General features: G+C 59.3%; 22 protein-coding genes. 19 read left to right on the top strand and 3 right to left on the bottom strand.

Going from position 1 to position 22,024, the window contains the following annotated elements:
* Positions 1-34 precede the first annotated feature (34 nt).
* The 16 genes from C8D90_RS07715 to C8D90_RS07790 all read left to right on the top strand — a co-directional run bounded on the left by C8D90_RS07715 (position 35) and on the right by C8D90_RS07790 (position 13,425).
* Complete coding sequence (locus C8D90_RS07715; RefSeq protein ID WP_115457869.1) at positions 35-622, top strand: TetR/AcrR family transcriptional regulator; 588 nt, start codon at positions 35-37, stop codon at positions 620-622.
* A 7-nt stretch (positions 623-629) separates the two neighbouring features.
* Positions 630-1,457, top strand: coding sequence for a winged helix-turn-helix domain-containing protein (locus C8D90_RS07720; RefSeq protein WP_115457870.1), 828 nt, complete (start codon positions 630-632; stop codon positions 1,455-1,457).
* Positions 1,454-1,969, top strand: coding sequence for a FidL-like protein (locus C8D90_RS07725; protein ID WP_115457871.1), 516 nt, complete (start codon positions 1,454-1,456; stop codon positions 1,967-1,969). The genes C8D90_RS07720 and C8D90_RS07725 overlap by 4 nt, the downstream gene beginning before the upstream one ends.
* Positions 1,970-2,399: 430 nt before the next feature.
* Entirely contained in the window at positions 2,400-2,678 is a 279-nt protein-coding gene (locus tag C8D90_RS07730; RefSeq protein WP_115457872.1) for a BMC domain-containing protein, read from the top strand.
* A 17-nt stretch (positions 2,679-2,695) separates the two neighbouring features.
* Complete coding sequence (locus C8D90_RS07735; RefSeq protein WP_115457873.1) at positions 2,696-2,980, top strand: BMC domain-containing protein; 285 nt, start codon at positions 2,696-2,698, stop codon at positions 2,978-2,980.
* Between the two features lie 15 nt (positions 2,981-2,995).
* Positions 2,996-3,274, top strand: a complete 279-nt coding sequence (locus tag C8D90_RS07740) for a BMC domain-containing protein (protein WP_115457874.1) — start codon at positions 2,996-2,998, stop codon at positions 3,272-3,274.
* Between the two features lie 59 nt (positions 3,275-3,333).
* Entirely contained in the window at positions 3,334-4,965 is a 1,632-nt protein-coding gene (locus C8D90_RS07745; protein ID WP_115457875.1) for an acetaldehyde dehydrogenase (acetylating), read from the top strand.
* Between the two features lie 28 nt (positions 4,966-4,993).
* A complete protein-coding gene (locus C8D90_RS07750; RefSeq protein WP_115457876.1) occupies positions 4,994-5,251 on the top strand; it encodes a EutN/CcmL family microcompartment protein in 258 nt (85 codons plus the stop codon).
* Between the two features lie 15 nt (positions 5,252-5,266).
* Positions 5,267-6,421: a 1-propanol dehydrogenase PduQ gene (locus C8D90_RS07755; RefSeq protein WP_115457877.1), complete on the top strand. Its 1,155-nt coding sequence runs from the start codon at positions 5,267-5,269 to the stop codon at positions 6,419-6,421.
* A gap of 40 nt (positions 6,422-6,461) precedes the next feature.
* A complete protein-coding gene (gene cutC / locus C8D90_RS07760) occupies positions 6,462-9,884 on the top strand; it encodes a choline trimethylamine-lyase (protein WP_115457878.1) in 3,423 nt (1,140 codons plus the stop codon).
* A gap of 55 nt (positions 9,885-9,939) precedes the next feature.
* Complete coding sequence (gene cutD, locus C8D90_RS07765; RefSeq protein ID WP_115457879.1) at positions 9,940-10,890, top strand: choline TMA-lyase-activating enzyme; 951 nt, start codon at positions 9,940-9,942, stop codon at positions 10,888-10,890.
* Between the two features lie 14 nt (positions 10,891-10,904).
* Positions 10,905-11,315, top strand: a complete 411-nt coding sequence (locus C8D90_RS07770; protein WP_115457880.1) for a BMC domain-containing protein — start codon at positions 10,905-10,907, stop codon at positions 11,313-11,315.
* Complete coding sequence (locus C8D90_RS07775) at positions 11,312-11,935, top strand: phosphate propanoyltransferase (RefSeq protein ID WP_115457881.1); 624 nt, start codon at positions 11,312-11,314, stop codon at positions 11,933-11,935. Before C8D90_RS07770 ends, C8D90_RS07775 begins: the two co-directional genes overlap by 4 nt.
* 15 nt (positions 11,936-11,950) lie before the next feature.
* Positions 11,951-12,658 carry a hypothetical protein gene (locus C8D90_RS07780; RefSeq protein ID WP_115457882.1) on the top strand — a complete coding sequence of 236 codons (708 nt, stop codon included), beginning with the start codon at positions 11,951-11,953 and terminating at the stop codon, positions 12,656-12,658.
* A gap of 1 nt (position 12,659) precedes the next feature.
* Positions 12,660-13,073, top strand: coding sequence for a DMT family transporter (locus C8D90_RS07785; RefSeq protein ID WP_115457883.1), 414 nt, complete (start codon positions 12,660-12,662; stop codon positions 13,071-13,073).
* Positions 13,074-13,095: 22 nt separating this feature from the next.
* A complete protein-coding gene (locus tag C8D90_RS07790; RefSeq protein WP_115457884.1) occupies positions 13,096-13,425 on the top strand; it encodes a DMT family transporter in 330 nt (109 codons plus the stop codon).
* Between the two features lie 41 nt (positions 13,426-13,466).
* Here C8D90_RS07790 and envZ read toward each other — a convergent pair whose 3' ends face one another.
* The 3 genes from envZ to greB form a co-directional block, all read right to left on the bottom strand.
* Positions 13,467-14,864 carry a two-component system sensor histidine kinase EnvZ gene (gene envZ, locus C8D90_RS07795; RefSeq protein WP_230472981.1) on the bottom strand — a complete coding sequence of 466 codons (1,398 nt, stop codon included), beginning with the start codon at positions 14,862-14,864 and terminating at the stop codon, positions 13,467-13,469.
* On the bottom strand, positions 14,861-15,580 hold the full coding sequence (gene ompR / locus C8D90_RS07800) for an osmolarity response regulator transcription factor OmpR (protein ID WP_115457885.1): 720 nt from the start codon (positions 15,578-15,580) through the stop codon (positions 14,861-14,863). Before ompR ends, envZ begins: the two co-directional genes overlap by 4 nt.
* A 141-nt stretch (positions 15,581-15,721) precedes the next feature.
* Positions 15,722-16,207, bottom strand: a complete 486-nt coding sequence (gene greB / locus C8D90_RS07805) for a transcription elongation factor GreB (RefSeq protein ID WP_115457886.1) — start codon at positions 16,205-16,207, stop codon at positions 15,722-15,724.
* A gap of 164 nt (positions 16,208-16,371) precedes the next feature.
* Between greB and C8D90_RS07810 the strand changes: the two genes are divergently transcribed.
* The 3 genes from C8D90_RS07810 to feoB all read left to right on the top strand — a co-directional run bounded on the left by C8D90_RS07810 (position 16,372) and on the right by feoB (position 22,009).
* Positions 16,372-18,708: a Tex family protein gene (locus C8D90_RS07810; protein ID WP_115457887.1), complete on the top strand. Its 2,337-nt coding sequence runs from the start codon at positions 16,372-16,374 to the stop codon at positions 18,706-18,708.
* A 648-nt stretch (positions 18,709-19,356) separates the two neighbouring features.
* Positions 19,357-19,584 (top strand): ferrous iron transporter A, encoded by a 228-nt coding sequence (gene feoA / locus C8D90_RS07815; RefSeq protein ID WP_115457888.1) that lies wholly within the window; start codon positions 19,357-19,359, stop codon positions 19,582-19,584.
* Positions 19,585-19,687: 103 nt separating this feature from the next.
* Positions 19,688-22,009, top strand: a complete 2,322-nt coding sequence (gene feoB / locus C8D90_RS07820) for a Fe(2+) transporter permease subunit FeoB (protein ID WP_115457889.1) — start codon at positions 19,688-19,690, stop codon at positions 22,007-22,009.
* Positions 22,010-22,024: the final 15 nt, after the last annotated feature.

A 22,024-nucleotide genomic window follows, 5' to 3' on the forward strand; every position in this document is an offset into this window, starting at 1 on the left:
AATAATCATACCGTCTGGTCGGTATGATCCAGTCATGACCAACGATACCCCCCAGCATAAAAAGAAAAACCCGGCCCGCTTGCATGAGCAACTTCTGGAAGCCGCCAGCATTATTGCCGCCCGCAGCGGTATCGCTTCCCTGTCGCTTAATGCGGTCGCTCAGGAAGCCGGTGTCAGCAAGGGCGGGTTGCTGCATCATTTTCCCGGCAAGCAGGCGCTGATTCATGCGTTGTACGAACGGTTGCTGGCAACCATGGAGAAGAACATCCTGGCGCTCATGTCGCTCGACCCCGAACCCTACGGCCGTTTTACCCGCACCTACCTGATTTATCTGGCCGGGTTGAACGGCACCGACGAAAGCCGGCAGTTGGCGGTGCTGTCGCTGGCGATGCCCGATGAAAACGTGCTGCGCAAATGCTGGCGCGACTGGATGCTGAAACACCTGGCTAACGGCGACGAACTGGACAACAGCCCCACCGGCACCCTCGTGCGCTACGCCGCCGACGGCCTGTGGCTCTCCGAGCTGACCGAAGGCCCCACGTTGCCCCCGCAGCATCGCCAGGCGTTGGTTGATCGGCTATGCGCAATGACGTACCGGCAGGCGGACAAAATGGCGGAGTGAAGCGAGCATGCGATATAAAATCAACGCAACCCTGTATTACGATGCCTGTGACGGCTCGCTGACGTTGCCGGGCAGCGACCAACCTGACACACACCTTTCCATTACCGCCAACGCCCTGCTGTTCTTTTTTATCCGCAATCCGGGGATCATCAGCCGCGACGAAGTGCTGAAAAAAGTCTGGGACGACAACGGGCTGACGTCCTCCAACAGCAACCTGAACCAGTACCTGAGCCTGCTGCGCAAGACGCTCCGCTACTACGGCGTGGAAAACATCATTATCACGATCCCCAAAGGCAACCTTGAGCTCAATCCTGAGGTCGTCATTGAGTTAGTGGACGACCAGCCGCGTTATAAAATCGACGCAGGGGAAGAGAGCGTTTCCATCCCCGAAGCGCCTGCCGCGGACGAACCGCCTGCCGGGAACCACGCCGACGCCCCGCCCCCCGAAGCCTGCGCGCCATTGCCGTCACGGGGCGTATGCTGGTATCTCGCCAGCGGCCTGCTGCTGCTTTTCACTCTGGCCCTCGGCGCTTATACCTTCTTCGGCAATCCGCTTTCCCGGCCTGTCGCCCTGACGCCGATTTCCCACAGCCAGTGCGAGCTGCTGGTGAACGACGACATGCTCAACACCGCTGCCGGCAAAACCAATTTCGACGCCGTGCGTCAGCGGCTGGCGCTGAAATGCCAGCCGGGCGAACGTTTCGTGTTCTTCTACGGCGACAAACTACAAACCAACGGGTTGGGACGGGTCTTCCTCGCGCATTGCGCCATGCACGAAGCCAATCCGTTCAGCTACTGTGACAACTATTTTTATTATTCATGGAATCCGCAATGAAACTGACCGCCAAAATGCTGTTCCTGCTTTCACTGTTGCTGTTCCTGCTGGTCGCCGCGGCCTCCGTCTACCGCCTGTCATCGCAGGGCGATGGCATGATGACCTGCTCAACCAAGGCAATCATGCGGTTTGAAAACATGGAGAAAGAAAACGTTAACGGCAATATTCATTTTACCTTCGGCGCCAACGGCAACGGCTCGATCGTGGTGGAGGGCTACACCGACTCCGACGCCGGCTGGCTCTACCTGCAACGTTACGTGAAGTTCACCTACACCACCAAACGCATCTCCGCCACCGATCGCCACTACCGCATCAGCAAGTGGGAATCGTCCGCGTCCTCCATCGATCAATCCCCGAACGTCATTTTCGACTACTTCATGCGTGAAATGTCAGACAGCCATGACGGCCTGTTCCTCAATGCCCAGCAGTTGAATGGCACCTCCCTGCTGCTCAGCTCAATCAATTCACCGCTGTTCATCTGCACCCTGAAGCCCGGCAGCAAGTTCGGCTGACAGTCACGTCGCCATCACTTCACCCAACAAATAATAAAACGCACGATTTGCTTTCACTCCCCAAATTCCCCTTCCGCTAAAGCGTGAACTCTCCCGCACTTTACCCCGTCGCCCAAAGCCAATAATCACCATTTATTTATCAAGCCATTAACAAAAACAAACGGGCCTTTACCTTCCCTTCATCCCGCGCTTTCCCGCACATTCTCAACGCTAAATCACCCGCCACAAAACAGGATGAACAGATAAATAGCCCCGTTAAAAACATCAAAAATCAGAATAAAAAACCATATCAACCCACTTACCGAATTTATATTCCGTTTGTTTCCCAGGCTCATATAGTGACTGCGGACGTCCTTTCTGCGCCTGCGCAGCACCGGCGCAGCAGGCGGACGGTAACAAAATGGAAACCTGTTCTGTGGAGGAAACAACAATGGGTGAGGCATTAGGTTTGATCGAAACCAAAGGGTTGGTGGCCTGCATTGAAGCCGCCGACGCCATGTGCAAGGCGGCCAACGTTGAGCTGATCGGCTATGAAAACGTCGGTTCCGGGCTGGTCACCGCCATGGTGAAAGGGGACGTCGGCGCGGTGAAGGCCGCGGTGGATTCCGGCGTAGAGTCGGCGCGGCGCATCGGCGAAGTCGTGACTTCGCTGGTCATCGCCCGCCCGCACAACGACATCGGCAAAATCGTGATTAAACACAAAGCATAACGGCGGAGGAATACAAGATGGGTGACGCATTGGGTCTGATTGAAACCAAAGGGCTGGTGGCTTGCATTGAAGCCGCCGACGCCATGTGCAAAGCGGCCAACGTCGATCTGATCGGCTATGAAAACGTCGGCTCCGGGCTGGTTACCGCCATGGTGAAAGGCGACGTCGGCGCGGTGAAGGCCGCGGTGGACTCCGGCGTGGAGGCTGCGCAGCGTATCGGTGAAGTCGTGACGTCGCTGGTGATTGCCCGCCCGCACGGCGACATTCAAAAAATCGTCGCGCAGTACAAAGTGGCCGAATAACGCAAGGAAAACACGATGAAAGAAGCACTCGGATTGATTGAAACCAAAGGGCTGGTGGCCTGTATCGAAGCGGCCGACGCCATGTGCAAGGCGGCCAACGTTGAGCTGATCGGCTATGAAAACGTCGGCTCCGGCCTGGTCACCGCCATGGTGAAAGGCGACGTCGGCGCGGTAAACGCGGCGGTGGATTCCGGCGTGGAAGCGGCCAAACGCATCGGCACGGTCGTCAGCCACCGCGTGATCGCCCGTCCGCACAACGACATCGAAAAAATCGCCGCGCAGCACAAGGCCTGACGTCAGCGGCCATCGGCAAGAGAGGCCATCCACGCTTTTAGTTTGCAGAGGAACAAGTGATGATTGCATTAGACAAAGATTTGCAATCCAGGCAGAACGCCCGCGACCTGGTGCGCGAAGCCAAAAAGGCACAGGCGGTTCTGGCGAAGTTTTCGCAGGAGCAGATCGACGCCATCGTGAAAAACGTGGCGCAGGAAGCGGCGCGCCACGCCGAAGAACTGGCCAAAATGGCCTGTGAGGAAACCGGCTTCGGCAATTGGCAGGACAAGGTGCTGAAAAACACCTTCGCTTCACTGCGTGTCTATGACGCCATCAAAGCGATGAAAACGGTCGGCATCATCCGTGACGACCAGGCCAACCGGGTGATGGAGGTCGGCGTACCGTTGGGCGTTATCTGCGCGCTGGTGCCCTCCACCAACCCGACCTCGACCGTTTTCTACAAAACCCTTATTGCCCTGAAAGCCGGTAACGCCATCATCTTCTCGCCCCACCCGAATGCCCGTCAGTGCACCTGGAAGGCGATTGAAATTGTCAAAAATGCAGCCATTGCCGCCGGCGCGCCGGCCGGTGCGGTCAGCGCCATAACGCAGCTCACGCTGGACGCCACCCGCGAGCTGATGCACAGCAAAGACGTTTCGCTGATTCTGGCGACCGGCGGCGAAGGCATGGTGCGCGCCGCCTACGCTTCCGGCACGCCGACAATCAGCGGCGGGCCGGGCAACGGCCCCGCCTTTATCGAACGCAGCGCGGATATCCGCCAGGCGGTCAGCGATATCATCACCAGCAAGACGTTCGACAACGGGGTAATCTGCGCCTCCGAGCAGTCGGTCATCGTTGAAGACTGCATTTACGCAGAAGTCCGGCAAGAACTTGAAGCGCAGGGCGCTTACCTCATGAATGACGATGAGGCCGCGCGGGTAGCCGCCATGCTGCTGCGCGCCAACGGCACCATCAACCCGGAAGTCGTGGGCAAAACCGCTGTCTGGCTCAGCCAGCGTGCCGGATTCACCGTTCCTGCCGGCACACGGGTGTTAATCGCGCGCCAGGACACCGTCTCACACAACAATCCCTATTCGCGGGAAAAACTCTGCCCGATCCTCGGCCTGTACGTCGAAGCCGACTGGCAGGCGGCCTGCCGCCGGGTTATGGAGCTGCTGACCAACGAAGGGCTCGGTCACACCCTGGTGATTCATACCCGCAACCAGGACGTAATCCGCGAATTCTGCCTGGAGAAACCGGTTCACCGCATTCTGATCAACACCCCGGCGGCGCTGGGCGGCATCGGCGCCACCACCAATATTTTCCCCGCGCTGACGCTGGGCTGCGGCGCGGTGGGCGGCGGTTCCAGCTCCGATAACGTCGGCCCGCTGAACCTGATGAATATCCGCAAGGTCGGCTACGGCGTACGCTCCGTTGATGAACTGCGCGCCTCAGGCGCCACGCCCGCAGCGGCGCCGGCGGTTGCGGCTACCCCTGCGGCACCGCGCTACCAGACCAGCATTCTCGATGACGATCGCTTCAACCGGCCCGCGCACGTCAGCGCACCGGCGGCGCCAGCCGGCGCTCAGCCCGCGGACGACCGTTTCGTCAGTCATACGACTGCGCTGTGCAACGCCTCTTCCAACGGCGATATCACCGAGGAAAACGTCGAGCACATCATCAAACAGGTGCTCGCACGCCTGGGTAAATAAGGCATACGGACAGAAAAGGCGGAAAACCATGATTCTCGCAAAAGTAGTCGGACACGTAGTCGCAACGCAGAAATGCGATGAGCTCAGGGGCAGCAATCTGCTGATGATCACCGCCCTCGATGACGATCAGCAGCCGCTGAAGGACAAAACCTACGTAGCAGTAGACAGCGTAGGGGCCGGCATCAACGACATCGTGCTGGCAGAGGCATATTTCGCCCTGAACAAAGATCGTTACAAAGCGATGTCCGTCGTCGCCATCGTCGAGAAGGTTTTCCGGGACCGCTGAGGAGTGAATAACGTCATGAGTGAGTTTTTGATTAAACCCCGCATCCATTTCGGCCCTGACGCGCTGAACATGCTCGGCGGACTGAAGGCGACGCGGGCCTTGCTCGTCACCGACAAGGCGATGGTACGCTTCGGCCTGGCCGGGCGGGTCATCGCCCTGCTGGAACGAACCGGCGCGGAATGCCGCATCTACGACGACGTGCTGCCCGATCCGGACATCGCCGCCGTCGTCAGCGGCATGAAGGTAATGGATGCCCACTACCCGGACCTGATTGTCGCGCTGGGCGGGGGGTCGGTCATTGACGCCGCGAAAGCCGTGATGTTCACCCTGTGGCACGCCCGTCAGCAGGAAGGAAAGGCACGGCCCCGCTTCGTCGCCATTCCGACCACCAGCGGCACCGGCTCGGAAGTTACGGCGTTTTCCGTGGTGAAAGCGCGTACCGAAAAGCTGGTGCTGGTGGACGAATTCATGCTGCCGGACGTCGCCATCCTCGACCCGTCGCTGGTGACGTCGGTACCGCCGGCCATCACCGCCGACACCGGCATCGACGTTCTGTGCCACGCGCTGGAAGCTTACGTTTCCCACAATGCCAGCGACTTTTCAGACGCCCTGGCGGAGAAAGCGGCAGCGCTGATCTTCAGTCATCTGCCGGACTGCTACCACCACGGCGACGATCTGACCGCGCGTGAAAAAATCCACAACGCCTCCTGCCTGGCCGGCATGGCGTTTACCAACGCGTCGCTGGGCATTACCCACAGCCTGGCGCACGCATTAGGCGGTACGTTCCGCATTCCGCACGGGCGGGCCAACGCGCTGCTGATGACCCAGGTCGTGGCGTTCAACGCCGACTACGCGGGGCTGTGCAACACGCCGGCCACCCGCAAGTATGCCGATATGGCGCGCCTGCTGGGGCTGCCCGCCGCCACGCCGCGTGAGGGCGTAACCAGCCTGCTGGTCGCCATCGACGCCCTGAAAGAGAACATGAATCTGCCCGCCAGCATCGCCCAGGCCGGCGTTGACGCGCAAGAATTTGAACGACGTTTGCCGGAGATGGTGGCGCAGGCGCTGCGCGACAACTGTACCCCGACCAATCCGCTGGTGGCGGATGCCGGCACCCTGACCGCACTTTACCGTCGCGCCTACGCCGGAACAGACGTCAGCACGATGTAACTCACGATTACGGAATAAAAGAACATCAGGAGAGGCTCACATGGCCAAATATGCATTAACGCCGCGCGTGAAAGTGCTGGCGGAGAGATTACTCACCCACAAAACCAGCATCAGCCCGGAGCGCGCCGCCATTCTCAGCACGCTGGACAGCGACATTGCCGGCACGCCGCAGTTGGTCAAACCGGCACGCCGCTTCTATGAACTGATGCAGAAGCTGCCGCCGGTCGTCGGTCAGGACGAACTGATCGTCGGCGGCCAGGCCTCCGCACCGCGCAGCGCCGTCTTTCACAGCGAAGCGGAGCTGAATGCGGATTCCGTTTATCGCTTTCTCGGCCTGAACTACGACATCGCTTCACCGGACTACCTGCTGGTTATCGAAAAAGGCGTGCTGGCGATCAAACAGCAGTTGGAAGAGCGGGTTCGCAGCATCGGCAGCGCGGTCAGCCGCGGCGGTATGGACGAAGCGAACGCCGGAAAAGCGGCGATTTATGCCTGCGACGGGCTGCTGCAACTGGCGGCGTCGCTGGCGAACCGGGCGGAACAACTGGCCGCCGGAGAAAGCAATGCTTACCGTAAGGCCGAATTGCTGGATAACGCGGCAATTTTGCGCAACGTCCCGGCCCGGCCGGCGCAAACCTTCCGCGAAGCCCTGCAGGCGTTCTATCTGCTGCAACTGGCGCTGCATCTCGACAACGGCAGCTACGCGGTTAACCCGTGCGGCCTGGACAAAGCGCTCTACCCCTGGCTGCGCCGCGATCTGGACAGCGGCCGGCTGACGACAGAGCAAGCCTATGAACTGGTCGAAAGCCTGTGGCTGAAGCTGGCTGAACTGTCCGAAGTCCGCACCGTCAGAACGCCGGACGGTTATCCGCTGTTCGACGCCATGATGCGCGGCGAAAGCACGCTCGCTATCAACGAACTCTCTGAAATGCTGCTCAGCGCGCGCGATAACCTGACCGCGCTCAACGGCAATTTGCAGGTGCGCCTGTATCAGGGCCATGCTGCACAGCCGGCCGCGACTGCACACTATGCCGGAGCAAGCGCGCACTACGCCGCAGCGGCAACCCCGGCTGAAACCAAGGTGATGGAAGGCCTGACGCCGCGCATGCAGCGCCTGCGCGACCATTATCTGCGCGCCCGTCCGAGCGTTTCCATCTATCGCGCCCAGGCTTTTACCGAGGTTGCGAAGAATAACCCCGGCCTGCCGCCGATTCTGCTGCGCGCCAAAGCCTTCCGCCACGCCTGCGAAACCGCCCCGATCCTGATTCAGGCCGATGAGCTGATCGTCGGCCATCCGTGCGGCAAACCGCGCGCCGGCGCCTTCTCGCCGGATATCGCCTGGCGCTGGGTGAGGGACGAACTGGATACCATGAGCACCCGCCCACAGGACCCGTTCGAAATCACCGAAGCAGATAAAAAGATTATCCGCGAAGAGATCGTCCCCTTCTGGGAAGGGCGTTCGCTGGATGAGATCTGCGAAGCGCAGTACCGCGAAGCAGGCGTCTGGAGCTTCAGCGGCGAAACCTTCGTCAGCGACCTCTCCTACCACCAGATCAACGGCGGCGGCGACACCTGCCCCGGCTACGACGTGCTGCTGTTTACCAAAGGCATGAACGGCATCAAGGCCGACGCCGAAGCGAATCTGGCGCGGATGAATATGGAAAACCCGGAAGACATTGACCGGATTTACTTCTACAAGGCCGCCATCGAAACCTGTGAAGGCGTGATGAGCTACGCCCGTCGCATCGCCGAACACGCCACGAACCTGGCCGCTGCCGAACCGGACGCTCACCGTCGCGCCGAGTTGCTGACCATTGCCGAGGTTAACCGCAACGTCCCGGCCAACCCGCCCGTTACGTTGCAGGAAGCCCTGCAAAGCATCTGGACCGTCGAGTCCCTGTTCGAAGTGGAAGAGAACCAGACCGGCCTGTCGCTGGGCCGCCTCGACCAGTATTGCTACCCGATGTATCAGGAAGATATCCGCACCGGCCGCCTGACCGAAGAACAGGCGCTGGAAATGATGCAGGCGTTTATCCTGAAATGCGCCGAGCTGATGTGGATGTCCAGCGAAGCCGGGGCGAAATACTTCGCCGGCTACCAGCCGTTCATCAACCTGACCGTCGGCGGTCAGAAGCGCTCCGGCGGCGATGCCTGTAACGATTTAACCTACCTGATCATGGACGCGGTGCGCTTCATTAAGGTCTATCAGCCATCGCTGGCCTGCCGTATTCATAACCAGTCGCCGCAGAAGTACATGGAAAAAATCGTTGATGTAGTGAAAGCCGGTATGGGCTTCCCTGCCTGCCACTTCGATGATTCCCACATCAAAATGATGCTGCGCAAAGGCTTCGACTTCGAAGACGCGCGCGACTACTGCCTGATGGGCTGCGTGGAGCCGCAGAAATCCGGCCGCATTTACCAGTGGACCTCTACCGGCTACACCCAGTGGCCAATCGCCATCGAATTCGTCCTCAACCGCGGGCGCATGGTGCTGTTCGACAGCCACCAGGGCCTCGACACCGGCCCGCTCGGCGCGCTGACGACCTTCGACGACTTTGAGCGGGCGGTGAAGGAGCAGGTGGCGCATATCGTCCGTCTCTCCGCCATCGGCACCGTCATCAGCCAGCGCGTACACCGCGACGTCGCGCCGAAGCCGTTGATGTCGCTGCTGATCGAGGGCTGCATGGAGAGCGGAAAAGATGTCGCCGCAGGCGGCGCGATGGTCAACCACGGCCCCGGCCTGATTTTCTCCGGCCTGGCGACCTACGTCGACTCCATGGCCGCCATCCGCAAGCTGGTCTATGAAGATCGCAAATACACGCTGGAGCAGGTCCGCGACGCACTGCTGGCTAACTTCGACGGCCATGAAGCGATGCGCCGCGACTGCCTGAACGCACCCAAGTACGGTAACGACGACAACTACGCCGACGACTTCGCCCTGGACATCACCGAGTGGACGGAGCGCGAGTGCCGCAAGTACCGGATGCTCTACTCCACCCTCAGCCACGGCACGCTGTCCATCTCCAACAACACGCCGATCGGCGAACTGACCAACGCCACGCCGAACGGACGCCTGGCCTGGATGCCGCTTTCCGACGGCATCAGCCCGACGCAGGGCGCGGACAAGCTGGGGCCGACGGCCATCATCAAGTCCGTCAGCAAGATGAACGTGGAGACCATGAATATCGGCATGGTGCATAACTTCAAGTTCCTCAAAGGGCTGCTGGACACGCCGGAAGGCCGTAACGGCCTGATCACCCTGCTGCGCACCGCATCGATTCTGGGCAACGGGCAGATGCAGTTCAGCTACGTCGACAACGAGGTGCTGAAGAAAGCGCAGTTAGAACCGGAGAAATACCGCGACCTGATCGTACGTGTGGCCGGTTACAGCGCCTACTTCGTCGAGCTGTGCAAAGAGGTTCAGGACGAAATCATCAGCCGTACCGTCATTGAGAAATTCTGACCGGACGAAAAAAGGCATACGGGCAGGGACGCCTGGTTTTACCGAGGAAACGAGAATGGGCACAGCGCAGGAAATAAAGGGCCGGATATTTAACATCCAAAAATATTCCATCTACGACGGGGACGGCATTCGCACGCTGATCTTTTTCAAAGGCTGCAACCTCCGCTGCCCGTGGTGCTCCAACCCGGAAGGGCTTTCCGGCGAGTTTCAGGTGATGTATTCGCGTGACAAGTGCATCGACTGCGGCCGCTGCGCCGACGTGTGCCCCTCCGGCATTCACGTGATGCGCGCCGGCGCCGACGGGCAATTGCGCCACCATATCGATCGCAGCAAAAGCTGCATCGGCTGCCGCCGCTGCGAGGAAGCCTGCCTGGGCGATGCGCTGGACATCGTCGGGCGCGACGTCAGCGTGGCCGAGCTGATGGATATCATCATGCAGGATTATGATTTCTACCTCTCCTCCGGCGGCGGCGTCACCATCGGCGGCGGCGAAATGAGCCTGCAAACAGACTTCGCCGTGGCGCTGTTCAGTGAATGCAAAAAAATGATGATTAACACCGCGGTGGAAACCCAGGGCACCACCAGCCTGGCCAACTACCAGAAGCTGGCGCCGGTGACCGATACGTTCCTGTTCGACATCAAGCAAATCGACACCCGCCAGCATCATGCAATGCTCGGCATCGGCAACGAAGGCATCCGCCGCAACGTTGAATGGCTGGTGGACAACGGCGCGCACGTCGTCATCCGCATGCCGCTGATCCGCGGCTACAACGACTCCTGGGACGCCATCACCGGCGCCATCCGCTACGTCATGGATCTGGCCCGGCGCGGCAATATCAGCCGCATCGACATGCTTCCGTATCATCAGTTGGGACGTAAAAAGTATGAGCGGCTCGACATGATTTACCCGATCGACATCGATCCGGGATACCGCCCGGAAGAGCTGGACAGGCTGGAAGCCTTCTTCCGCACGTTCGATTTCGACATCCGGTTAGTCAGACATTAAACAGGAGTAACTCCATGAATAGTTTAGGCGTTATTGAAACGCACGGTCTGGTTGCCGCCATTCAGGCGGCGGACGCGGCCTGTAAAGCGGCCAGCGTCAGCATCATCGGTTACCGCAAGGTCGGCTCCGGTCTGGTGTCTGTCTGCCTGCGCGGGGAGGTCAGCGCCGTTCAGGCCGCCGTGGAAAACGGCGTGGCGGCCATCGTCCCGACCCGAAACCTCATCTCCTCGCTGGTTATCGCCCGCCCGGAAGAGTGCGTGGTCAGCGCGCTGTCCGCGCTGAAAGGGCACGACGCATTGGCACCGGTAGCACCCGTCGCGCCGCCGCAGAACGTCATTCCTCCGGTTCAGGAGGAAACGCCGCCGGCCGGAGAGCAGGAACATGATGTTAAGCCCGCAGGCAAAAAAGGGAAGAAAGCGCAATGAACCAGGCTCTGATGGAAACAATCCGTACGCGTCTGACGCATCAGTCCGCACCGGCCATTCCGGTGGGGGTTTCCAACCGGCACGTTCATCTTTCACAGCAGGATATCGAGGCGCTGTTCGGGCCGGGCTATGTCCTCACGCCGTTTAAACCGCTGAAGCAGCCGAATCAGTTTGCCGCGCAGGAGTGCGTCAACGTGGTCGGGCCGAAAGGCACCCTGACCAAAGTCCGCGTGCTGGGGCCGGCGCGCGCCGTCAGCCAGCTGGAAATCTCCCGTGCCGACTGCTTTGCCCTCGGCATCCGGGCGCCGGTGCGCGAGTCCGGCGATCTCGCCGCCTCCGGCGACGCGCTGCTTGCCGGCCCGGCTGGCTATGTCAGCCTGAAAGAACAGGTGATCTGCGCCTGGCGTCATATTCACATGTCCTGCGCCGATGCCCGCCGCCTTAACGTCGTCAACGGTCAGAAGGTGAGCGTGCGCGCGGCGACCGAACGCCCGCTGGTGTTCGACGACGTAGTAGTGCGCGTCAGCGACGGCTTCACGCTGGAGTTTCATATCGACACCGATGAAGCCAACGCCGCCGGCCTGAAGAACAACGACCTGGTGTCCATTATTGCCGGTTAACGGCGGGAGGCTGCGATGAACCCGAGTCTGACAGACCAACTGGTTGAGGAAATCCTGCGCCGGCTGCAAAAAAAAGTGCTGCTGTTGCTGACCCGTGGTGATGGCTATCGGGACGAAATCTTCACCCGCCTGCGCGCCATGGAAAACGTGGCGTTCACCGTCGCCGCGGCCGATGACGTACACGACGCCGATCGCTGGGCAACGCTCGGCGGGTTGCGTCCGCTGGATGAATTCGCCGCGCCGCAAAGCATGGCCCCTTACCACACGCTGCTGCTGCCGTTTCTCGACGTCGTCACCGCCGCCGAGCTGGCCGATGCCCGCCCGCTATCAACGGTGAGCCGGGTCACGCATCACGCTCTGCTGGCCGGGAAAGCGGTGCTGGCTCTGCCTTATCACTGCGATCCGGGCAGCGAGCTGAACCGGGTGCGCGGCCTGGGGAAAAACCCGGCTTACGCCGCGCGGATTCAGGCGCACCTGGCGGCGCTGGCCGGCTGCGGCGTAAGCCTGTGCGACCTGGATGACGCGGAGCGGCAGCTATCCGGCATACACGCCACGCCGCCCGTCGCAACGGCAACAACAACGGCGCACTACCTCACGCTGCGGGACGTTATGGCCGATCAACGCCTGACGCAGACGCCCGGCGCCCGCCTGACGGATGCCGCGCTCGATTATCTGAAACAGAACCGCCCATTACCTTTGACACGATCCCCTCAGGAGCAATGATATGTCTTCAAAATCAAAATGCTGGCTCTGGATGCTGCTGGTTATTCTTTCCGAAACCTCCGCCACCTCCACGCTGAAAATGTTCGACACCAGTGAAGGAATGACCAAAACCCTGCTGCTGGCGCTTATCGTGGTGCTGTACTGCGTGTGCTACTACTCGCTTTCCCGCGCGGTGAAAGACATTCCGGTCGGCCTGGCCTACGCGACCTGGTCCGGCACCGGCATCCTGGTGGTTTCTTCGCTCGGCATGGTGTTCTACGGCCAGCACCCGGATCTGGCGGCCATTATCGGTATGGCCGTCATCGCCAGCGGCATCATCATCATGAACGTGTTCTCCAAAATGGGCAGTGAAGAAGCGCCTGAGGATGAGCCGGTCGCCTCCGTCGCCACAATAACCAACGAACCCACCCGCTGAGAGACTCACAGGAGAAAACAACATGCTTAATATCGGATTTTTGTGGCTGGCGCTGTCGATTGGTTCCGAAATCACCGGCACCTCAATGATCAAAAAAACCAACGGCTTTAAACGGCTGGCGCCGTCGGTGCTGGTTATCTGCGCGTATGCGCTGTGCTATTTCGCCCTGACCAAGGCAATGGGTTATATTCCGGTCGGCGTCGCCTATTCGCTGTGGTGCGGTTTCGGCATCGTCGGCGTCACGATTTGCTCCATGCTGCTGTATAAGCAGAAGCCGGACCTGCCCGCCATCCTCGCCATGCTGCTCATTATCAGCGGCGCGGTGATCATGAATACGTTCTCAGGAATGTAAATCGGCACAAAGCCGGTCGCCTGATGCGGCCGGCTTGGTACTTAAATGAGGGGCTTTTTCGGGGGACGCGGCGGCTTTTGCACCGCTTTCGTTTCACCGGCCGCAGGTACGGGATGCTCCTCCGTTGAACGCAGCAAAGCGCGAATTCTCAACCCTCCGCGCTCACTGGTGCCGATATCCAGGCTGCCGGCATGCGCGTCGATAATACGCTGCAAAATCGCCAGCCCCAGCCCGGTGCCGCTGGTGGTACGTGCGCTGTCGCCACGTACGAAGGGCTGAAACAGATGCGCCAGTTGTTCCGGCTTGATACCGGGGCCGTCATCCTCCACCTGAAACCAGGCGTAACCGCCGTCCCTGCCGCTGCTCACCTTAATCCAGCCGTTGCCGTAACGGGCGGCGTTCACCACCATATTCACCGCGGCACGTTTGATGGAGAGCGGGTGTACGTCCACCTCCAGCTCGCCGGGGGCGAAATCGGTGTCGATTTCCCGCTCATAGCCGCTTTCCGCCGCGACCACTTCGGCCAGAATCCCGTTCAGATCGCACAGCTCGGTCTGCATTTCCTGACCGGTGCGCAGGTAATCGATGAATTGTTCGATGATGGCGTTACATTCTTCGATGTCTTTATTGATCGACTCCGCCAGATAACCGTCTTCCGCGCCCATCATCTCCGTCGCCAGGCGGATGCGCGTCAGCGGCGTGCGCAAATCATGGCTGACGCCCGCCATCAGCAAGGTGCGGTCATCCGCCAGTTGTTTCACCCCCGACGCCATTTGGTTAAACGCCCGCGTCACGGAACGGACTTCAGAAGCGCCGTATTCGCGCAGCGGCGGCGGGATATTCCCCTTCCCCACCTGCAACGCCGCATGTTCCAGTTCAACCAGGGGCCGGTTCTGAATACGGATGAACAGCCATGCGCCGCCGATTGCCAGCAGCATGATCGCCAGGGTGTAACGGAACAGCGGGGAAAAGTCGCCCTGATGAATTTCAGTCAGCGGAACGCGCACCCAGATATCGGGCGAAAGCCAGGTTTTCAGCCACACGACCGGGGTGTTTTTATTGATCTCCACCCGCACATCGGTCGGCCCGCCCAGCTGCTGCGCCATTTGCTGGCTGAGGAACTGGTAAGACTGCGCCCAGCGCAACCCGTGTTCCTCCGCCGCGGAATTGGTATAGAGGGAAATGCCCAATTCACGATAAATCTCGCTTTTAAACGCTTTGGGCACTTCCAGCTTGGTGCCGTCTTCCAGTTGCAGGGTGTCGGTCATCAGCATACGGACTTCGTAGGCCAGAACCTTATTGAACTGTTGAAGACTCGGCAGAATGGCGAAATTCAGCACCACCAGATACGTCGTCACGAGGCTGACGAACAGCAGCGTGACGATCAGCAACAACGTGCGTGCAAATGAACTGCGTGGTGAGAAACGCCATCGCTTCATGCTTTACTGCCGTCGGGAACGAAGACGTATCCCAGACCCCATACCGTCTGAATATAACGCGGGTGCGCGGGGTCCTCTTCCACCATACGGCGCAGGCGTGAAATCTGTACGTCGATGGAACGCTCCATCGCACTGTATTCACGGCCGCGGGCCAGGTTCATCAGCTTGTCGCGCGACAACGGCTCGCGCGGATGGCTCACCAGCGCCTTCAGCACGGCGAACTCGCCGCTGGTCAACGGCATCGGCTCATCCTCGCGGAACATCTCGCGCGTTCCCAGGTTGAGTTTGAATTTACCGAAGGCGATAACGGCGTCTTCCTGCGAAGGCGCGCCCGGCAGTTCGTTGGCCTGACGGCGCAGCACGGCGCGGATACGCGCCAGCAGCTCACGCGGGTTGAACGGCTTGGGAATATAGTCATCGGCGCCGATCTCCAGCCCGACAATGCGATCGACTTCCTCGCCCTTGGCGGTCACCATGATGATCGGCATCGGGTTGCTCTGGCTGCGCAAACGGCGGCAAATCGACAGGCCGTCTTCGCCGGGCAGCATCAGATCCAACACCATCAGGTGGAAGGATTCGCGGGTCAGTAAACGATCCATCTGTTCAGCGTTCGCCACACTGCGAACCTGAAAGCCTTGCTCCGTCAGATAACGTTCTAGCAACGCACGCAGGCGCATATCGTCATCCACAACCAAAATCTTGTAATTCTCTTGCATGATAGACTCCCAAAGGCTGGATCGCCGACGCACTACATTGTTCAGAAATAGCCGTCAATCTGACAGCAATTTATGGTGTAGATTCTAGACCAAATTGTTACAAAGGTTATTTATCTTGCAGTTACACCGCAAATTAATGGCTTAATCATCAAACGGCACATAGCGGATATCCAGTATCCAGTAGGTGGCTTCGCCGTTGGGCGTCATCACGGTAATCTCATCATCTACCCGTTTGCCGATCAGCGCGCGGGCGACCGGTGAGTCGATAGAAATCCACTTTTTAGCCGGCTCAAACTCATCCGGGCCGACCAGCCGGAAGATCTTTTCCTCTTCCTGCTCATTTTCCAGTTTCACCCAGGCGCCAAAGAAGACTTTCCCCTCTTGCTGCGGGCTGGGATCGACAACTTTCAGCACATCCAGACGTTTAGAAAGGAAGCGCACCCGGCGATCAATCTCGCGCAGGCGCTTTTTGCCGTAAATATATTCCGCGTTTTCAGAACGATCGCCCATCGCCGCCGCTTCGGAGACCGCCTGCGTCACCCGCGGGCGCTCCTCCTTCCACAGGTATTTCAACTCACGATCCAGCGCTTCCCAGCCCTCACGGGTAATATAGTTACTCTTCGCCATTATCTTCCTGCCAGCCGTCTCTCTGCATTGAATTTGTTTCAGAATAATGGACAAACTACCATGTTATCGCTGCTATTCCAGCCTCAATGCTGGCAATTTTTTGGCTCAGTCCGTATAACTGTGCCCTTGTATCTTAAACCTCACAAAGTATCGCTGGTAAATTCATGAATGATTCTTTAAGCCGCACTATCGCGGGTGAATTACAGGCGCGGCCTGAACAGGTTGAGTCCGCCATCCGTCTGCTGGACGAGGGAAACACCGTTCCCTTTATCGCCCGCTACCGTAAAGAGGTCACCGGCGGGTTGGACGACACGCAGTTACGTCAGTTGGAAACCCGTTTGGTTTACCTGCGTGAACTGGAAGACCGGCGTGCGACGATCCTGAAATCCATTGAGGAACAGGGCAAGCTGACCACCGAGCTGGCCGGCGCCATCAACGCCACGCAGAGCAAGACCGAGCTGGAAGACCTCTACCTGCCTTACAAACCCAAGCGCCGCACGCGCGGGCAGATCGCCATCGAAGCGGGCCTGGAACCGCTGGCCGATGCGCTGTGGCAGGACCCAAGCCAGGAGCCGGAAGCGCTAGCCGCAGGCTACGTTGATGAAAGCAAAGGCGTGGCGGACGTGAAGGCCGCACTGGACGGCGCCCGCTATATTCTGATGGAGCGTTTCTCCGAAGATGCCGGCCTGCTGGCGAAAGTCCGTGACTATCTGTGGAAGAACGCGCATCTGGTTTCCCGCGTGAGCGAAGGTAAAGAGGAAGAAGGCGCCAAGTTCCGCGACTACTTCGATCACCACGAGCCGATCGCCCAGGTTCCTTCGCACCGGGCGCTGGCTATGTTCCGCGGCCGTAACGAAGGCATTCTGCAACTCGCCCTCAATGCCGATCCGCAGGCAGAAGAAACGCCGCGTGAAAGCTACTGTGAACAAATCATCTCTGATCACCTCGGCGTACGCCTGAACAATGCCCCCGCCGATGCCTGGCGCAAAGCGGTGATCAGCTGGACCTGGCGCGTCAAGGTGCTGCTGCATCTGGAAACCGAGCTGATGGGCACCCTGCGCGAACGCGCGGAAGAAGAAGCCATCAACGTATTCGCCCGTAACCTGCACGACCTGCTGATGGCTGCGCCGGCGGGCATGCGCGCCACCATGGGCCTGGACCCGGGGCTGCGCACCGGGGTGAAAGTGGCGGTGGTCGACGCTACCGGCAAGCTGGTCGCCACCGACACCATTTACCCGCACACCGGTCAGGCTGCCAAAGCGGCAGCGGTTGTGGCGGCGCTGTGCATCAAGCATCAGGTAGAGCTGGTCGCCATCGGCAACGGCACCGCATCGCGCGAAACGGAGCGTTTCTACCTGGAGCTGCAGAAACAGTATCCGGACGTAAAAGGCCAAAAAGTCATCGTCAGCGAAGCCGGCGCGTCCGTCTATTCCGCCTCTGAACTGGCGGCGCAGGAGTTCCCGAATCTGGACGTTTCGCTGCGTGGCGCTGTTTCCATCGCCCGTCGCTTGCAGGACCCGCTGGCGGAGCTGGTGAAAATCGATCCGAAATCCATCGGCGTGGGCCAATACCAGCATGATGTCAGCCAGACCCAGTTGGCGCGTAAGCTGGACGCCGTGGTGGAGGACTGCGTGAACGCCGTCGGCGTTGATCTGAACACCGCCTCCGTGCCGCTGCTGGCGCGCGTCGCCGGCCTGACCCGCATGATTGCCCAGAACATCATCAACTGGCGCGACGAAAACGGCCGTTTCAGCAACCGTGAACAGTTGCTGAAAGTCAGCCGTCTCGGCCCGAAAGCCTTCGAACAATGCGCCGGCTTCCTGCGCATTAACCACGGCGATAACCCGCTGGACGCTTCAACGGTGCACCCGGAAGCCTACCCGGTGGTGGAACGCATTCTGGCCGCCACCCATCAGAGCCTGCAGGCGCTGATGGGCAACCCGCAGGCGTTGCAGAGCGTAAAAGCGGTGGATTTCACCGATGACCGCTTCGGCCTGCCGACCGTCACCGACATTATCAAAGAGCTGGAAAAACCGGGCCGCGACCCCCGTCCGGAGTTTAAAACCGCGACCTTCGCCGAAGGCGTGGAAACGCTCAACGACCTCACGCCCGGCATGATCCTGGAAGGTTCCGTCACCAACGTGACCAACTTCGGCGCCTTCGTGGATATCGGCGTCCATCAGGACGGCCTGGTTCACATCTCCTCCCTGGCAGATAAATTCGTCGAAGATCCGCATAAGGTGGTGAAAGCGGGGGATATCGTTAAGGTTAAGGTGCTGGAGGTCGATTTGCAGCGTAAACGCATCGCCCTGACCATGCGGCTGGACGAACAGCCGGGCGACACCCAGTCCCGGCGCGGCGGCGGAGAGCGTAATACCGCTTCCCGCGGCAACGATCGTCATCAGCCGCGCGGCGGCAACGGCAGAAATAAAACGCAGGAAACCGGCAACAGCGCCATGGGCGACGCCCTGGCGGCGGCATTCGGCAAGCTCAAGCGTTAATTCGGGTCATCACCTTCCCCTGTTCGCAGGGGAAGGTGATCCCGGTCACATCCGGCAATGTTAAATGCGTCTTTATCGCAATAATATTTTTTTACGTCTGGTAATACTTCGCCATAACTTATATCCGGCAGTTAAATACTGTTGCACCGCTCCCGATTCATTTACATCCAAAAATCATTTTTACATCAGTTTTTTTAAAATAAAGCCACTTACATAATTAACCATAAAATCATAGCATTAGCCTGCTGTCATTTTGCATTCACACATGCTTACCCCAAAATTAATCAATTCCCCTGAGCAGATGAGCGCGGGGATATCTTTCTTTATTTTCATAATGCTCCGCCACTAAACATTTGATTAACCTATTTAACGAACAGTTCTCATTTGCGATAGCAAATAATTAGTGCTAAAACGGCTCACATAAGGGCATCATTTTATCTGCTCTGGCAGGAAATCAGCGTCACGGATGCACCAAATATCACCGGGTAAGTTAAGCGCTATTTTGCCGTTTTGCGACGAGTGATGATGATAACGAATATCAATTTAATTATTCTGCTTATTCCCGGATGACTTCCGTTACCGCTGCACACTGACTACACCGGTGAAGTTCGTCCACGCATTCGTTTATTGCTGTGCTAAGAAGGTTCTATGCGCACTCTGCAACCAGGTCGCCAATATAAAATCGTCGGCTTTTCGCCGGCCATCAGTCCGGCGTATCGCCAGAAACTTTTGTCGCTGGGCTTCCTGCCTGGTTCGCCGTTTCGCGTCGTGCGCGCCGCCCCGCTGGGAGATCCGATAGAGATCGAAGCGCGCCGGGTCAGCCTGATGCTGCGCAAAAAAGATATCGAACTGCTGATTATTGAACCGCTGACGTAATTTGCCGGCGGCGTTTGAATTGTAGAAGCGGCACATCACCCCTGAGGTCACGTCCGGGCGTCCGTTCCGCGTTTATCCCTGTATTTACTGTCTATGTTGGCTTATGAAACAACTCACTATCGGGCTAATCGGTAACCCCAACGCCGGAAAAACTACCCTGTTCAACCAGTTGACCGGTTCACGCCAGCGCGTGGGAAACTGGGCCGGCGTCACGGTCGAACGCAAGGAAGGCACTTTCACCACCCGCGACCACCAGGTGAAGCTGGTTGATCTGCCGGGAACCTATTCCCTGACCACCATTTCCGAGCAAACTTCGCTGGATGAGCAAATCGCCTGCCATTACATTCTCAGCGGCGATGCCGATCTGGTGATCAACGTCGTTGATGCCTCCAATCTGGAACGTAACCTGTACCTGACGCTGCAACTGCTTGAGCTGGGCGTTCCCTGCATCATCGCCCTGAACATGCTGGACATTGCCCGCAGCCAGCAAATCGAAATTGATATCAACGCGCTGTCCCGGCGGCTGGGATGCCCGGTGATTCCCCTGGTCTCCACCCGCGCCAACGGTATCCGCGAGTTAAAAGACGCTATCGATCTGCCGCCCTCCTGCGCCGTCGAGGCGCTGGTAGAGTACCCACCGCTGCTGCTGGCGCAGGTCGACCGGCTGGCGCAGGCCATTCCGGACACCATGAGCGCCCAACAGCGCCGCTGGCTCTCCCTGCAATTGCTGGAAGGGGATATTTACAGCTACTCCCGCGCCAGCAACGCCCAGGCGCTGCTGCCTGACGCGCGCGCCACCCTGCAACAGTCGCTGCACGAAGATCCGGCGCTGTTGATCGCCGACGCCCGTTATAAAAGCATCACGGATATCTGCGAAGCCGTGAGCAACACCCATGAAGCCAAACCCAATGCTCTGACGCAGAAACTCGACGCGCTGGTGCTTAACCGCTGGCTGGGTATTCCGGTCTTCCTGCTGGTGATGTACCTGATGTTCCTGCTGGCAATCAACATCGGCGGGGCGCTCCAGCCGCTGTTCGATGTCGGTTCGGCCGCCATCTTTATTCAGGGAATTCAGTGGGTCGGCCATACCCTGAGCTTCCCGGACTGGCTGACGATTTTCCTGGCTCAGGGGATCGGCGGCGGGATAAACACCGTGCTGCCGCTGGTGCCGCAGATCGGCATGATGTATCTGTTCCTCTCTTTTCTTGAGGACTCCGGTTACATGGCGCGCGCCGCATTCGTCGTCGACCGCCTGATGCAGGCGCTGGGCCTGCCGGGGAAATCCTTCGTGCCGCTGATCGTCGGCTTCGGCTGCAACGTGCCCTCAATCATGGGGGCGCGCACCCTGGACGCGCCGCGTGAGCGCCTGATGACCATCATGATGGCGCCCTTTATGTCGTGCGGCGCCCGTCTGGCTATCTTCGCTGTCTTCTCCGCCGCCTTCTTCGGCCAGAACGGCGCCATCGTGGTGTTTTCGCTGTATATGCTCGGCATCGTGGTGGCCATCCTCACCGGGCTGACGCTGAAGCATACCCTGATGCGCGGCGAAGCCTCTCCGTTCGTGATGGAGCTTCCGGTCTACCACATTCCGCACCTTAAGAGCCTGCTGCTGCAAACCTGGCAGCGCCTGAAAGGGTTCGTGTTGCGCGCGGGGAAAGTGATCGTGATCGCCAGCGTCTTTATCGGCGCGCTCAACAGCTTCTCTTTCAGCGGCAAACCCGTTGACGATATCAACGACTCCGCGCTGGCTTCGGTCAGTAAGGTGATAACGCCGCTGCTGCAACCCATCGGCGTGCATTCGGACAACTGGCAGGCGACCGTCGGCCTGGTGACCGGCGCGATGGCGAAAGAAGTGGTGGTCGGCACCCTGAACACCCTGTACACCGCGGAACACATCACAACAGAGGAATTCGATCCCGACTCTTTCAACCTGCTGGACGAGCTGGGCGGCGCGATAGAAGAAACCTGGACCAGCCTGAAGGACACCTTCAGCCTCAGCGTGCTCGCCAACCCCATCGAAGCCAGCAAAGGCGACGGTGAAATGGGCATCAGCTCCATGGGCGTGATGAGCAGCAAATTCGGCAGCATCAGTTCCGCTTATGCCTATCTGATCTTCGTATTGCTGTATGTTCCCTGCGTGTCCGTGATGGGCGCCATTGCCCGTGAAAGCAGCCGCGGCTGGATGACCTTCTCCATCTTCTGGGGTCTGAACGTGGCTTATTCGCTGGCGGCGCTGTTTTATCAGATCGCCAATTTCAGCGCCCACCCGCTGTACAGCCTGGTGACGATTGCGCTGGTCGTGATATTTAACCTCATCGTACTGACCGCGCTGCGCCGCACGCGGGATCGGGTAAGCGTACGTCTCCCCGCGACCCCGGCGCCGGACTGCTGCAGCACGGCGAACAGCAAACCTCACTGTCACTAAGAGGGTACTGGCGTT

This window comes from Enterobacillus tribolii, from assembly GCF_003363015.1.
GTDB lineage: Bacteria > Pseudomonadota > Gammaproteobacteria > Enterobacterales > Enterobacteriaceae > Enterobacillus > Enterobacillus tribolii.